The organism is Goodfellowiella coeruleoviolacea (assembly GCF_024171785.1).
Lineage (GTDB): Bacteria > Actinomycetota > Actinomycetes > Mycobacteriales > Pseudonocardiaceae > Goodfellowiella > Goodfellowiella coeruleoviolacea.
The window spans coordinates 329268-345760 of record NZ_JAMTCK010000010.1 but is presented as its reverse complement, the minus strand read 5'-3'; the positions used below and the strand labels follow the sequence as shown (position 1 = coordinate 345760).

Below are 16493 nucleotides of genomic sequence, written 5' to 3'. Positions count from 1 at the left end.
GTGGACAATGAACAGCGGCTTCGGGAATACCTCAAGCGGGCCACGGTCGACCTCAGGCAGGCGCGGCGCCGGCTCAAGGAGGTCGAGGACCGGGCGGGGGAGCCGATCGCGATCATCGCGATGGGCTGCCGCTACCCGGGCGGCGTTCGTTCGCCGGAGGACCTGTGGCGGCTGGTGGCCGACGGCACCGACGCCATCTCGGAGTTCCCCACCAACCGGGGCTGGGACGTCGCGGGAATCTACGACCCCGACCCGGACCGGCCCGGCCGCACCTACACCCGGCACGGCGGTTTCCTGCACGACGCCGACCGCTTCGACGCGGAGTTCTTCGGGATCTCGCCGAGGGAGGCGCTGGCCATGGACCCGCAGCAGCGGCTGCTGCTGGAGGTGGCCTGGGAAACCGTGGAGCGCGCCGGCATCGACCCGCACGCGATCCGCGGCAGCCGCACCGGCGTGTTCACCGGTGTCATGGTGCAGGACTACGCCACCCGCTTCCCGCAGCCGCCCCCGGGTTTCGAGGGCTACCTGGGCAACGGCAGCGCGGGCAGTGTCGCATCCGGACGCGTCGCCTACACCCTCGGTCTGGAAGGGCCGGCCGTCACCATCGACACCGCCTGCTCGTCCTCGTTGGTGGCCATGCACCTGGCCGCCCAGGCCCTGCGGCAGGGCGAGTGCGCGCTCGCGCTGGCCGGCGGCGTGACCGTGATGTCCAGCCCCGCCCTGTTCCTGGAGTTCAGCCGCCAGCGCGGGCTGTCGCCGGACGGGCGGTGCCGGTCCTTCTCGGCCCACGCCAACGGCACCGGCTGGGCAGAGGGCATCGGCCTGCTGCTGCTGGAGCGGCTGTCCGACGCGCGGCGCAACGGCCACCGGGTGCTGGCGGTGCTGCGCGGCTCGGCCGTCAACCAGGACGGCGCGAGCAGCGGGCTGACCGCGCCCAACGGTCCCGCCCAGCAGCGGGTGATCCAGCAGGCACTGGCCGGCGCCGGCCTGCGCCCGGCCGACGTGGACGTGGTCGAGGCGCACGGCACCGGCACCACCCTGGGCGACCCCATCGAGGCGCAGGCGCTCATCGCCACCTACGGGCAGGACCGGGACCGTCCACTGTGGCTGGGCTCGCTCAAGTCCAACATCGGGCACACCCAGGCCGCGGCCGGGGTCGGCGGCGTCATCAAGATGGTGCTGGCCATGCGGCACGGCGTGGTGCCGCGCACCCTGCACGCCGACGAGCCGACCCCGGAGGTGGACTGGAGCGCCGGCGCGGTGTCGCTGGCCACCCGGGCGGTGGCCTGGCCGGAGCGGGACGGCCAGCGGCGGGCCGCGGTCTCCTCGTTCGGGGTGAGCGGCACCAACGCGCACGTCGTCCTGGAACAGCACCCCGACCGGGCCGAGGACGACCGGCCGGGCCAGGACGGGCCGGCCGAACCCGAGCACACCCAGCCCTGGGCGCGGACCGGGCCGGTGCCGTGGGTGCTGTCCGGCCACACCGAGCAGGCCCTGCGCGACCAGGCCGGCTCCCTGATGTCCCTTGTGGACACCGGGGCGCACCCGGCCGACGTCGGGCTGTCCCTGGCCACCACCCGGGCCACCCTCCAGCACCGGGCCGTGCTGCTGGAGCCCACCCGCGACCGGCTGCGCGCGCTGGTCGAGGCGCGCCCGGATCCGGGTCTGGTGCGTGGCCTGGCCCCCGCCGACCCGCCCTCGGTGGTGTTCGTCTTCCCCGGCCAGGGCTCGCAGTGGGCCGGGATGGCCGTCGACCTGCTCGCGGCGTCCCCGGTGTTCGCGGCCAGCATGGCCGACTGCGCCACCGCGCTGCGGTCCTTTGTGGACTGGGAGCTGCTGGACGTGCTCGGCGACGCCGAGGCGCTGCAGCGGGTCGACGTGGTGCAGCCGGCGCTGTGGGCGGTGCTGGTCAGCCTCGCCGAACTGTGGCGGGCCCACGGCGTGACGCCCTCGGCGGTGATCGGGCACAGCCAGGGGGAGATCGCCGCGGCCTGCGCGGCCGGCGTGCTGTCGCTGGCCGACGGTGCCCGCGTCGCCGCGCTGCGCAGCAGGGCACTGGCGAGCCTGGCCGGCCGAGGCGGGATGGTGTCGGTGCCGGTGCCGCCCGACCAGCTGCCGCCGATCGCGGGACTGTCGGTGGCGGCGGTCAACGGGCCGCGCTCCACCGTGGTGTCCGGCGAACCCGCCGCGCTGGAGCAGCTGCTCGCCAGCCACGAGCGCGCCAGGCGCGTGCCCGTGGACTACGCCTCCCACTCCGCGCAGGTCGAGGAGATCCGCGAACGCCTGCTCGCCGACCTCGCGCCGGTGACACCCCGGCCGGGCCGGATCCCGTTCCACTCCACCGTGACCGGCGAGCCGACCACCGAGCTGGACGCCGCCTACTGGTACCGCAACCTGCGCCAGACCGTGCGGTTCGAGCAGACGGTCAGCACCCTGCTGGACCACGCGGTGGTCATCGAGATCAGCCCGCACCCGGTGCTGACCGTCGGGGTGCAGGAGACCATTGACGCGGCCGGCGCCGACGCGGCCGTGCTGGGCACCCTGCGGCGCGACGAGGACGGCCCCGCCCGGTTCGTGACCGCGCTGGCCGAGGCCCACGTGCACGGCGTGCCCGTGGACTGGCGCCCGCTGTTCCCCGGTGCCGCCGTCGTGGACCTGCCGACCTATCCGTTCCAGCGGGAACGCTTCTGGCTGGCGGCCGAGGCCGAGCCGGCCCCGCTGGCCGAACCGGTCGAGCTGGCCGAGGCCGGCGGCACCCTGATCACCGGTCGGCTGTCCCTGGACAGCCACCCGTGGCTGGCCGACCACACCGTGCACGACCGGGTGCTGCTGCCCGGCACCGCCCTACTCGCCATGGCCGTGCGGGCCGGCGAGGCCGTCGGCTGCGACCGGGTGGACGAACTCACGATGGAAAGCCCGGTGGTGGTGCCCGAGCACGGCGCGGTCCGGGTGCAGGTGTGGATCGGCGACCCCGACGAGCACGGCCGCCGCCCGCTGCGGCTGCACTCGCGCGCCGACGGCCAGGCGTGGACCCGCACCGCCAGCGGCACGCTGGCCACGGGCGCGGTCCCATCGGCGGACCGCACCGCGTGGCCGCCACCCGGCGCCGACCCGATGGACGTGACCGACCTCTACCCGCGGCTGGCCGAGACGGGCCTGGGCTACGGGCCGGCGTTTCGCGGGCTGCGCGCCGCGTGGCGGCGTGCCGGCGAGGTGTTCGCCGAAGTCGCCCTGACCGAGACCGGGCACGCCGCCGGCTTCGGCATCCACCCGGCACTGGTGGACGCCGCCCTGCACGCGATCGGCCTCGGTGAGTTCGTCGCGGCGGGCGACGGGCCGCTGCTGCCCTTCTCGTGGCGCGGGGTGAGCGTGCTGGCCACCGACGCCACCCAGCTGCGCGTGCACCTCGCCCCGGCCGGACCGGACGCGGTGCGCGTGGCACTGGCCGACGCCACCGGCCAGCCGGTCGCGTCGGTGGCGGCACTGGCGTTGCGGCCACTGCCCGCCCCGCAGCCGACCGAACCGTGGCGGGACAGCCTGTTCCGCGTCGACTGGACCGCGCTGAGCACCGGCGCGGACACCGCGGCCACCGTGCCGCTGGAGCAGGTGCTGGACACCGACACGCCCCCCACCGGCGTGGTCACCGCCGACTGCCGGTCACGGCCGGGCCAGACCGGGCGGGCGGTGACCACGCGAGTCCTCGACCTGCTGCGGACCTGGCTGACCGACCCGCGCTTCGCCCACACCCGGCTGGCGGTGCTGACCAGCGGCGCCATCGCGGTGCTGCCCGGTGAGGACGTGCCCGACCTGGCCGCGGCACCGGTCTGGGGGCTGGTGCGCTCCGCGCAGACCGAGAACCCCGGCCGGTTCGTGCTGGTCGACCTGGACGACACCGAGGCGTCCCGCGCGGCGCTGCCGGCCGCGCTGGCCAGTGGCGAGCCGCAGCTGGCCGTCCGCGCCGGCACCGCCTACGCGCCCCGGCTGGCGCGCGTGGACGGACTGGCCACCCCGGGGCCGGGCAGCCGGCTGGACGTGACCAGCCCGGGCAGCGTGGACAACCTGGCGTTCGTGCCCGCACCGCAGGCCACCACCGCGCTGGCCCCCGGACAGGTCCGGGTCGCGGTCCGGGCGGCCGGCCTGAACTTCCGCGACGCGCTGATCGCGCTGGGCGTCTACCCGGGCGAGGCCGTCATGGGTGTCGAGGGCGCCGGGGTGGTCACCGAGGTCGGTCCCGACGTGCCCGACCTGACGCCGGGCACGCGGGTGTTCGGCATCCTGCCCGGCGCGTTCGCGCCCCTGGCCGTGGCCGACCACCGCATGCTGGCCCGCATCCCGCACGGCTGGACCTTCGCGCAGGCCGCCTCGGTGCCGGTGGTCTTCCTGACCGCGCACTACGCGCTGCGCGAGCTGGCGCGGCTGCGGCCGGGGGAGTCGGTGCTGGTGCACGCCGCCGCCGGCGGGGTCGGCATGGCCGCGGTGCAACTGGCCCAGCACTGGGGTGCCGAGGTGTTCGGCACGGCCAGCGCGGACAAGTGGCCGGCGACCCGGCTGGACCAGCAGCACCTGGCGTCCTCCCGCGACCTCGACTTCGAGCCGACGTTTCGGGCCGGCACGGGTGGGCGCGGCGTTGACGTCGTGCTCAACAGCCTGGCCGGCGAGTTCGTGGACGCCTCGCTGCGGCTGCTGGCCGACGGCGGCCGGTTCGTCGAGATGGGCAAGACCGACATCCGCGACGCCGAGCAGGTCGCCGCACAGCACCCGGGCGTGACCTACCAGGCCTTCGAGCTGTTCGACGCCGGCCCCGAGCGGATCGGCCAGCTGCTCACCGAGCTGCTCGACCTGTTCGAGCAGGGAGTGCTGCGGCCCCTGCCGGTCACCACCTGGCACATCAGCCGGGCACCCGAGGCGTTGCGCTTCCTGACCCAGGCACGGCACACCGGCAAGCTGGTGCTCACCCTGCCGGCCAGCCTCGACCCCGACGGCACGGTGCTGATCACCGGCGGCACCGGTGGCCTGGGTCGGCTGCTGGCCCGCCACCTGGTCACCCGGCACGGCGTCCGGCACCTGCTGCTGGCCAGCCGCTCCGGCGGCGACGCCGCGCTCACCGACGAACTGGCCGCGCTCGGCGCCGACGCGCGGATCGCCGCGTGCGACGTGTCCGACCGGGACGCCGTCGCCCGCCTGCTCGCCTCGGTGCCCGACGAGCACCCGCTCACCGCCGTCGTGCACGCGGCCGGGGTGCTCGACGACGGCGTGCTCGGATCACTGACCCCCGAGCGCCTCGACCGGGTCATGGCGCCCAAGGCCGACGCCGCCCTGCACCTGCACGAGCTGACCGGTGATCTCGACCTGTCCGCGTTCGTGCTGTTCTCCTCGGCCGCGGGCACGATGGGCGGCTCCGGCCAGGGCAACTACGCGGCGGCCAACGCGCTGCTGGACGCGCTGGCCCAGCACCGGCGCGCGCACGGCCGGCCCGCGACCGCGCTGGCCTGGGGCCTGTGGGAGCAACCGAGCGGCATGACCGACGGCCTCGACCAGACCGACCGGCTGCGGATGAGCCGGGCCGGGGCGGTGGCGCTGTCCTCGGCCGAGGGACTGGCCCTGTTCGACGCGGCGCTCGCCCTGGACGAGCCGGTGCTGGTGCCCACCAAGGTGGACTTCGCGGCGGTGCGGGCCGGCCTCGGCGGCGAGCCGGTACCGCCCCTGCTGCGCGGACTGGTGAGCCGACCGGTCCGACCCGACCGGTCGGCCGTGGCCGCGCCCGCGGCCGGTCCGGACAAGCCCGGCCCGCACCGGCTCGCCGCACTGCCCAGGGCCGAGCGGGAGCGGGCCCTGGTCGACCTGGTCCGCGCGCACGCCGCGGCCACCCTGGGCCACCGGTCCGCCGACGCGGTTCCCGCCGCCCGCCCGTTCAAGGACCTCGGGTTCGACTCGCTGACCGGCGTGGAACTGCGCAACCGGCTGACCGCCGCCACCGGACTCACGCTGCCGGCCACCCTGGTCTTCGACCACCCGACCCCGGCCGTGCTCGCCACCCACCTGGCGGCGCAACTGAGCGGCGACCAGCCGGCCGCCACCCCGAGCACCCCGGCGGCGCGGCCGGACACCACCGACGACCCGATCGTGATCGTCGCGATGAGCTGCCGGTTCCCCGGCGGCGTCAGCAGCCCCGAGGAGCTGTGGCGGCTGCTGGCGCGGGGCGGGGAGAGCGTCGGCCCGTTCCCCACCGACCGGGGCTGGGACGTCGAGGGCGTCTACCACCCCGACCGGGGCCGGGCCGGCCGCACCTACGTGCGCACCGGCGGGTTCCTGCCCGACGCGGCCCTGTTCGACGCGGCCCTGTTCAACATCAGCCCCCGCGAGGCCCTGGCCAGCGATCCGCAGCAGCGGCTGCTCCTGGAGACCGCGTGGGAGCTGTTCGAACGCGCCGGCATCGACCCGACCAGCCTGCGCGGCACCCGCACCGGCGTCTACGTGGGAACCGGGTACAACGAGTACGGCGCGGGCAGCACCGCCAGCGCCAGCACCGTCGAGGACCTCGGCGGCTACCTGGTCACCGGCAACAGCGGCAGCGTGGCCTCGGGGCGGGTCGCCTACACCTTCGGACTGGAGGGGCCCGCGGTCACCGTGGACACCGCGTGCTCCTCGTCGCTGGTGGCACTGCACCTGGCGGCGCAGGCGCTGCGCCAGGGCGAGTGCACGCTGGCCCTGGCCGGCGGGGTGACGGTGATGGCCACCCCGAACGCGTTCGTCGAGTTCAGCCGGCAGGGCGGGATGGCACCGGACGGCCGGTGCAAGGCGTTCTCCGCGCGCGCCGACGGGTTCGGCGCGGCCGAGGGCGTCGGCCTGGTCCTGGTGGAGCGGCTGTCCGACGCGCGCCGCCACGGCCACCCGGTGCTGGCGGTGGTGCGGGGCAGCGCGGTGAACTCCGACGGCGCCTCCAACGGCCTGACCGCGCCCAACGGGCCGTCCCAGCAGCGGGTGATCAGCCAGGCACTGGCCAACGCGGGCCTGACGCCCGGCGACGTCGACGCGGTGGAGGCGCACGGCACCGGGACCACGCTCGGCGACCCCATCGAGGCGCAGGCGCTGCTGGCCACCTACGGCCAGGACCGCCCCGCCGACCGGCCGCTGTGGCTGGGCTCGCTCAAGTCCAACATCGGCCACACCCAGTTCGCCGCCGGGGTGGCCGGCGTGATCAAGGTGGTGCTGGCCTTCCAGCACGGGCTGCTGCCCCGGACGCTGCACGTCGACCAGCCCTCGCCGCACGTGGACTGGTCCTCGGGCGCGGTGCGGCTGCTGACCGAGGAGGTGGCCTGGCCGGAGCGCGGCCGGCCGCGCCGGGCCGGCGTGTCCTCGTTCGGCATCAGCGGCACCAACGCCCACCTGATCCTCGAACAGCCCCCCGGCGCACCGGCCGAACCCGACGACGGGGTGGGCGCCGCGCCGGCCGGGGACGGCCCCGTGCCGTGGGTGCTGTCCGCCGGGTCGCCAGCGGCGCTGCGCGCCCAGGCCAGCGCGCTGCTGGCGCGGGTCGGCGACGACCCCGAACCCCGTGCCGTGGACGTCGGGTACTCCCTGGCCACCACCAGGGCGGCGCTGGCGCACCGCGCGGTGGTGGTGGCCGCCGACCGCGCCGGCTTCACCCGGGGCCTGCGGGCACTGGCCGCCGGTGAAGCCGCCGACAACGTGTGCGTTGGCGTGACCGGCGACGGGGTCGGCGGCGCCGTGTTCGTGTTCCCGGGACAGGGCGCGCAGTGGGCCGGCATGGCCGTGGACCTGCTGGACTCCGCGCCGGTGTTCGCCAAGCGGATGGCCGAGTGCGCCGAGGCGATCGAACCCCACGTGGACTGGTCGCTGCACGACGTGCTGCGGGGCGCGGCCGGCGCGCCGACCCTGGACCGGATCGAGGTGCTGCAACCCGCCCTGTTCGCGGTGATGGTGTCGCTGGCCGAGCTGTGGTGCTCCTACGGGGTGCGGCCGGCCGCGGTGGTGGGGCACTCCCAGGGCGAGGTGGCCGCGGCCTGCGTGGCCGGCGCGCTGTCGCTGGCCGACGCGGCCCGGGTGGTGGTGCTGCGCAGCCAACTGTTCGCCGAGACCCTGGTCGGCGCGGGCGCGATCGCCTCGGTCGCGCTGTCCGCCTCGGACGCGGCGGCCCGGATCGCCCGCTGGGGGGACGCGCTGGCCCTCGCCGGGTTCAACGCGCCCGGCGCGGTCACCGTGGCCGGTGCGGTCGCCGCGCTGGAGGAGTTCACCGCCGACTGCGCGGCCCAGGGAGTGCGGGCCAGGATCCTGCCCACCACCGTCGCCTCGCACTGCGCGCAGGTGGAGCCGCTGCGCGAGCGGCTGTTGACGCTGTTGGGCGAGGTGCCCGCGCGCTCCTCGGACGTGCCGTTCTACTCCGCGCTGACCGGCGCCCGGCTGGACACCGCGGAGCTGGGCGCCGAGTACTGGTTCTGGAACGCGCGTCGACCGGTGAACTTCGAGGGCGCGGTGAGCGCGCTGCTCGCCGACGGCCACCGGGTGTTCGTCGAACCCAGCGCGCACCCGATCCTGTCCCTGGCCGTCCAGCAGACCGCGGACAGCCACGACGTCCCGGTCGCCGCCGTGGGCTCGCTGCGCCGCGGCGAGGGCGGCCTGGACCGCTTCCTGCTGTCGGTGTCCCAGGCGCACACGCACGGCGTGGCCGTGGACTGGACGGCGCTGTTCGCCGAGCGCGGGGCGCGGCGGGTGCCGCTGCCGACCTACCCGTTCCAGCGCCGGCGGTACTGGCTGCCCCCGGCCCGCCCGACCGGCGATGTGGGCGCGGCCGGACTGGAGGCGGCGGGACATCCCCTGCTGGGCGCCGCCACCGAACTGGCCGCCGCCGACGGGCTGCTGCTCACCGGACACCTGTCGCTGTCGGCCCAGCCCTGGCTGGGCGAGCACCGGGTGCTGGGCACGGCCGTGGTGCCCGGCCCGGCCGTGCTGGAGCTGGCACTGCACGCCGCCGCCCGGCTCGGCTGCGACCGGGTGGACGAGCTGACCCTCCACACCCCGCTGGTGCTGCCCGAGCAGGGGGGCGTGCGGCTCCAGGTGTCGGTGGGCGCGCCCACCGAGTCCGGCCAGCGCCCGATCAGCCTGCACGCGCGCGACGACGCCTCGGCTGACCGCGGGTGGGTCGAGCACGCCACCGGTCTGCTGTCCGCCGGTGACCCGGTCGGGCCGCGGCCCCTGCCGGACTGGCCCCCGGAGCGGGCGGTGGCGGCCGACCCGGAGGCGGTGTACCCGAGCCTGAGCGCGGCCGGCCTGGACCACGGGCCGGCCCTGCGCGGCCTGCGGGCGCTGTGGCGGTGGACGGTCACCGAGCCGGGCCGGCCGCCGGTCGCCGCGACCGCCGCCGAGGTCGTCCTGCCCGAGGAGGCCGCGACCGAGGTCGGGGCGTTCGCGGTGCACCCGGTACTGCTGGACGCGGCCCTGCACGGGGTGCTGGCCGACTCCGCTGACCTGGTCCTACAGCCGCTGACCTGGCGCGGCGTGTCCTGGCACGCCCGGGGCGCGGCGCGGGCCCGCGCGGTGGCCTGGCGCACCGGGCCGGACACCGTGTCGGTCGTCCTGGCCGACGACACCGGCCAGCCCGTGGTCTCGGTCGACTCGGTGACCCTGCGGCCACCAGCATCCGACCAGCTGCGCGCGGCCGGCCTGCGCGACGCCGTGTTCACCCTGAACTGGCCCACCGCGCCGGACGACCCGGCGCCGGCACGGTCCGGAGCGGACTGGGTGGTGCTCGGCGCGGACCCGACCGGGGTGCTGGGCCCGGCGCACCAGGCGGGGCCGGCCAGGTTCGCGTCACTGGGGGAGATCCCGTCCCCCGCCGCGGACCACCCCACCGCGGTCGTGGTGCCGATCGGCCCCGGCGACACCGACGAGGCCGCCGCGACCAGGGCGGTCACCGAGCACGTGCGGGACCTGCTGCGCGGCTGGCTGGCCGAGGACCGGTTCACCGCCGCCCGGCTGGTGGTGGCCACCCGCCACGCCGTCGCGGCCACCGAGACCGACGCCCCACCCCGACCGGCCGCCGCGGTGGTGTGGGCACTGGTGCGCGCCGCCCAGGCAGCGCATCCGCACCGGTTCGGGCTGGTCGACCTGGACGACACCGAGGCCTCCCAGCGGGCCCTGCCCGCGGTGCTGGCCGGCGGCGCCCCACAGGTGGCCATCCGGGCGGGGGTGGTGCGGCAGCCCAGGCTGGACCGGGCGGCACCGCCGGAGCCGACCCGCCTCGGACTGGACCCGGCCGGGGCGGTGCTGGTCACCGGGGCGGACGGACCACTGGGCCGGCTGCTGGCCGAACACCTGGTGCGCGGCCACGGCGCGCGGCACCTGGTGCTGGTCACCCGGCACCGACCGGACCCGGATGCCGACCCCGTGGCCGCGCTCGCCGAGCTGGGCGCCGAGGTCACCCTGGTCACCCGCGAGCTGGCCGACCGCGCCGCCGTGGCCGCGCTGCTGGCCGAGGTGACCAGCGACCGGCCGGTGACCGCGGTCGTGCACGTGGCCGACCCGCCGGCGGCCGGTGCCCTCGCCGCGACCCTGCACCTGGACGCGTTGACCAGGCAGGCCGACCTGGCCGCCTTCGTGCTGTGCTCCTCGGCCTCGGCCCTGCTCGGCGGCGCCGCGCCGGCCGACGTGGCCGCGGCCGGCGCGGTCGCCGACGCGGTGGCCCGCCAGCGGCGCGCGGCCGGGCTGCCCGCGGTGTCGCTGGCCTGGGGCCCCTGGCAGCCCAGCACCCCGGCCGCGGGCGCAGCCTCGGCCGAGCCCGCGGGCGTGCTGCCGCTGTCGCCCGAGGACGGCCTGGCCCTGTTCGACCTGGCGGTGGCCGCCCGCGACCCGGGCCCGGTCCTGTTCCGCCTCGACCACACGGCCGGGCAGCACCGGCCCGACGAGCTGCCGGTGCTGCTCCGGGCCCTGGTCGGCCGGCGGTCGCGGCCCACACCGGTCCGCTCGGCCGCGCCGGCCGACCAGGCCGAGCACTCCGCTACGGCGGGGCTGGCCGGGCAGCTGGCCGGCCTGTCCGACGCCGACCGCGGCGACCTGGTACTCGGCCTGGTCCGGCGGCACGCCGCGGCCGTGCTCGGGCACGACTCCGCCGAGGCCGTGCCGGACGGCCGCGCCTTCCGGGAACTGGGCTTCGACTCGATCACCGCGGTTGAGCTGCGCAACCGGTTGGCCGCGGCGACCGGACTGCGGCTGCCGGCGACCACGGTGTTCGACCACCCCACGGCACGCGCGCTCGCCGACCACCTGCTGGCCCAACTGCTCGGGACCGCCGAGCCAGCCCCGGCCGCCACCGCCGGGCCGGGGTCCGCTGGCGGGAGCGCCACCGCCGAACCGATCGCGATCGTGGCGATGACCTGCCGCTTCCCCGGCGGTGTCCGCTCGCCCGACCAGCTGTGGCAGCTGGTCAGCCAGGGCAGGGACGCCATCACCCCGTTCCCCGACGACCGGGGCTGGGACGTGGACGCCATCCACGACCCGGTGCCCGGCCGGCCGGGCCGGTCCTACGTCCGCCACGGCGGCTTCCTGGACGGGGTGGACCTGTTCGACGCGGAGTTCTTCGGGATCAGCCCGAGGGAGGCCCACATGATGGACCCCCAGCAGCGGCTGCTCCTGCAGGCGTCCTGGGAGCTGATCGAACGGGCCGGCATCGATCCCGCCACCCTGCGCGGCAGCCAGACCGGGGTGTTCGCCGGAACCAGCGGCCAGGACTACGGGGTGCTGCTGGCCGCCGCCGGCGAGGGCGGCGACGAGTACCTGATCACCGGTGGTTCGGCCAGCGTGCTGTCCGGGCGCCTGGCCTACGCCTTCGGGTTCGAGGGGCCGGCGGTGACCGTGGACACCGCGTGCTCGTCGTCGCTGGTGGCGCTGCACCTGGCCAGCCAGGCGCTGCGGCAGGGGGAGTGCTCGCTGGCGCTGGCCGGCGCGGCGGCCGTGCTGGCCACCCCGTCGGCGTTCGTCGCGTTCAGCCGGCAGCGCGGCCTGGCGCCGGACGGGCGGTGCAAGTCGTTCGCGGACACCGCGGACGGCACCGCCTGGTCCGAGGGCGTCGCCGTGCTGCTGCTGGAGCGGCTGTCCGACGCGCAGCGCCACGGCCACCCGGTGTTGGCGGTGGTGCGGGGCAGCGCGGTGAACTCCGACGGCGCGTCCAACGGGTTGACCGCGCCCAACGGGTTGGCCCAGCAGCGGGTGATCCGGCAGGCGCTGGCCAGTGCCGGACTGTCCACAGCGGACGTGGACGCGGTGGAGGCGCACGGCACCGGCACCCGCCTGGGTGACCCGATCGAGGCGCAGGCGCTGCTGGCCACCTACGGCCAGGACCGGGACCGTCCACTGTGGCTCGGGTCGGTGAAGTCCAACATCGGCCACACCCAGGGCGTGTCCGGACTGGCCGGCGTGATCAAGATGGTGCTGGCCCTGCGCCACAACGTCCTGCCCAGGACCCTGCACGCCGAGCAGCCAACGTCCCAGGTGGACTGGTCAACCGGCGCGGTGCGGCTGCTGACCGAGCCGGTGGCCTGGCCGGAGCACGGCCGGCCCCGCCGGGCCGGGGTGTCCTCCTTCGGTATCAGCGGCACCAACGCGCACGTCATCCTCGAACAGGCACCACCCGAGCCCGCCCCGGCCGAGGCGGGCGGTGCCGCCACCGACGACACCGAATCGGTCGCCGTGGCCTGGCCGCTGGCCGCGCACACGCCCGAAGCCCTGCGCGCCCAAGCCGACCGCCTGCTGTCCTTCGTGGACGGAGAGGGCGGTGCGGCGCGACCCGAGGACGTGGGGTACTCGCTGGCGCTGACCAGAACCCAGTTCGAACACCGCGCCGTGGTGGTCGGCACCGACCGCGACCAGTTGCGGCGCGGCCTGGCCGCACTGGCCGGCAACCAGGCCAGCCCCGGGGTGGTGCTGGGCGCCGCGCGCGGCGACACCGGTCGGCTGGCGGTGCTGTTCGCGGGCCAGGGCGCCCAGCGGGTCGGCATGGGCCAGCAGCTGTACCGGGCGTTCCCCGTGTTCGCCGAGGCGTTCGACGCGGTGTGCGCCGAACTGGACCCGCACCTGGACCGCCCGGTGCGGGAGCTGGTCTTCGCCAGCCCGGACGGGCTGCGGCAGACCGGGCAGGCCCAGGCCAGCCTGTTCGCCGTCGAGGTCGCGCTGTTCCACCTGGTCCGCTCCTGCGGGGTCCGGCCCGACTACCTGCTGGGCCACTCCGTCGGCGAGCTGACCGCCGCACACGTGGCCGGCGTGCTCTCGCTGGCGGACGCGTGCACGCTGGTGGCCGCCCGCGGCCGGTTGATGCAGGAGCTGCCCCCGGGCGGCGCGATGACCGCGATCCGGGCGGCCGAGGAGGAAGTGCTGGCCAGCCTCGCCGAGCACGGGGGCAGGGTGGCGGTCGCGGCGGTCAACGGGCCGGGCGCGACCGTGATCTCCGGGCCGGCGGACCTGGTGGCCGACATCGCCGCGACGTGGCGCGAGCGTGGCCGCAAGACCAGGGAGTTGCCGGTCAGCCACGCGTTCCACTCCCCGCTGGTGGAGCCGATGCTGGCCGAGTTCGCCCGCGTCGCACGGGGACTGCGGTTCCAGGCGCCGCGGATTCCCGTGGTGTCCAACGTGACCGGAGAACTCGCGACCGAACAGCAGCTGTGCTCGCCGGACTACTGGGTGCGGCACGCCAGGCAGACCGTGCGCTTCCAGGACGGGGTGCGCTGGCTGCTCGCCCGCAACGTGCGGACCTTCGTCGACGCCGGTCCGGACGGGACGCTGGCCGCCGCGGCCAGGGAATGCGCCCGCACTCCAGGCACCGGTGGCGCGCCGGCCACCGCGGCCAGCGGCCGGGCGGTGTTCGTGCCCGTGCTGCGCGGCGGCCGGCCCGAGACCGAAACCCTGGCCACCGCGCTGGGACAGCTGCACGTGGGCGGCAGCGCGGTGGACTGGGCGGCGCTGTTCGCGCCACGCCGCGCCCGGCGCGTGGACCTGCCCACCTACGCCTTCCAGACCAGGCGGTTCTGGGTGAACGCGGCCGGCAAGGCACTCCGGCAGGCCAGCCAGCCCGAGCCGGCGGTGCCTGTCGAGCAGGAGGCCACGCCGGCCCTGCCCGGTGGGCTCGCGGAGCTGCCCGAGGACCAGCGGCGCACCGAGCTGCTGAGCCTGGTCCGCGCGCAGACCGCGGTGGTGCTGGGCCACGCCGCGGCCGACGAGGTGCGCGTCGACCGCGGCTTCCTGGAGCTGGGCTTCGACTCGGTCACCGCGGCCGAGCTGGTCGGGCGACTGGGCGCGGCCATCGGTCGGGAGCTGCCCACCGCGGCCGTGTTCGACCACCGCACGCCCACCGACCTGGCCGAGCACCTCGACGCGCTCCTGGGGGAGCCGGCCCAGGCCGAGCAGCGGCCACCCGAGGAGCAGATCGAGGGCGGCCAGTTCAACACGCTGTTCGGGCGGGCCATCGAGCTGGGCAAGGCCAACGAGTTCATGGACTTCCTGGACATGGCCTCCCGGTTCCGCCGCACCTTCGACGATCCCACCGACCTGACCGGGACCGTCGACATCAGCTGGATCAGCACCGGGGGGAGCGGGCCCGCCCTGGTGTGCCTGCCCGGCTTCATCGGCATGCCCGGCCCCCAGCAGTTCGCCCGGTTCGCCGCGCCGCTGCGCGACGACCACGAGGTGTCCGTGCTCCAGCACCCGGGGTTCACCGAGGGGGAGCTGCTGCCCAGCGACATCGACGCGCTGATCCGGCTGCACGCGCGGACCGTGCTCGCCCACTACGCGGACCGGCCCTTCGCGCTGGTCGGGTTGTCCTCGGGTGGGCTGGTGGCGCAGACACTGGCCAGGCACCTGGAAGCCCAGGGGGTGCGGCCGTGCGGCGTGGTGCTGCTGGACACCTTCGGGCCGCACCTCGCGCACATCACCGACGCGTTGATCCCCGAGTTCGCGGTGCGGCTCTACGACGTGCACGTGGGCATGGGCTACGCGTTCAACGACGACTGGCTGACCGCGATGGGCCGGTACGTGGCGTTCCCCTGGAAGATCCAGGACCTGGCCAGTCCGATCCTGCTGGTGCGGGCGACCGTGCCGCTGATCGAGTGGACCAGGGACGAGGACTGGCGCACCTCCTGGGAGAGCGCGCACAGCGTGGTGGACGTGCCCGGCGACCACTTCAGCATGATGGGCGACTACGCGGACCACACCGCCGCGGCGGTGGACGCCTGGCTGCGGCGGGTCGCCACGCCACCGATCACCAGCGTGAGCGAGGAGAACGTGCGATGACCCAGACCCCGCCGGCCCCGGTGACCATGTCCACCCACCGGCCGCACCCGCTGGACCCGCCGGAGCAGCTGCGCCTGCTGCGCGAGCGGCACCCGGTGACCCGGCTGCGCTACCCGGACGGGCACTGCGGCTGGCTGGTCACCGGCCACGCCCAGGCGCGGGCGCTGCTGTCCCACCCCGCGTTCAGCGCCCGACTGGAACTCAAGCGCCTGCCCGTCGGTCCCCCCGTGGACCCCGACCAGGTCCAGCCCACGCCACCCGGGTACTTCCTCGCGCTGGACCCACCCGAGCACACCCGGTACCGCCGGCTGCTCGCGGGACGGTTCACCGCCCGGCGGATGCGTGAACTGGAGTCGCAGATCGCCCAGATCATCGCCGAGCAGCTGGACGAGATGGCGCGGCTGCGGCCCCCGGTCGACCTGGTCGAGCAGTTCGCGTTGCCGGTGCCGGCCAGGGTGATGTGCGCGCTGCTCGGTGTTCCCTACGCCGACCGGGCGCACTTCCACCGACTGTCCGAGGCGCTGGTCAGCCTGGAGGTGGCGGAGATGGGGCAGGCGTTCGCCGACATCAACGCCTACCTGTACGAGCTGGTGCTGCGCAAGCGGGCCGAGCCGGCCGACGACCTGCTCGGTGACCTGGTGGCACAGGCCGAGCTGACCGACGTCGAGCTGACCAGCATCGCGTTCCTGCTGCTCATCGCCGGTCACGAGACGAGCGCGAACATGCTCGGGCTGGGCACGTTCGCGTTGCTGAGCAACCCGAGCCAGCTGGCGGCCCTGCGCGCCGACCCGGGGCTGATCCGCGGTGCCGTGGACGAACTGCTGCGCTACCTGAGCATCCCGCAGTACGGCCTGACCCGGACCGCCACCGAGGACGTCGAGTTCGAGGGACAGCTCATCAGGGCCGGTGAGGTGGTCACCGTCTCCGTCGCCGCGGCCAACCGGGACCCGAACCGGTTCCCCGAGCCCGACGAGCTGGACATCACCAGGTCCGCGGCCGGTCAACTGTCCTTCGGGCACGGGGTGCACCAGTGCCTCGGGCAGGGGCTGGCGCTCATCGAGATGCGGTTGGGCTTCACCGCGTTGTTCGACCGCTTTCCCACGCTGCGGCTGGCGGTGGCGGCCGAGGAGGTGCCGATGCGCACCGACCGGCAGATCTACGGGGTGCACCGGTTGCCGGTGGCCTGGTGAGGGCACCGG

2 protein-coding genes are annotated in these 16493 nt (G+C 75.9%); both read left to right on the top strand.

All coding sequences use genetic code 11. The features are described 5' to 3' along the window. Positions 1–15294, top strand: a complete 15294-nt coding sequence (locus LX83_RS22900) for a type I polyketide synthase (RefSeq protein WP_253774708.1) — start codon at positions 1–3, stop codon at positions 15292–15294. Continuing rightward, positions 15291–16484 carry a cytochrome P450 gene (locus LX83_RS22895; protein ID WP_253774706.1) on the top strand — a complete coding sequence of 398 codons (1194 nt, stop codon included), beginning with the start codon at positions 15291–15293 and terminating at the stop codon, positions 16482–16484. The genes LX83_RS22900 and LX83_RS22895 overlap by 4 nt, the downstream gene beginning before the upstream one ends. Positions 16485–16493 lie beyond the last annotated feature (9 nt).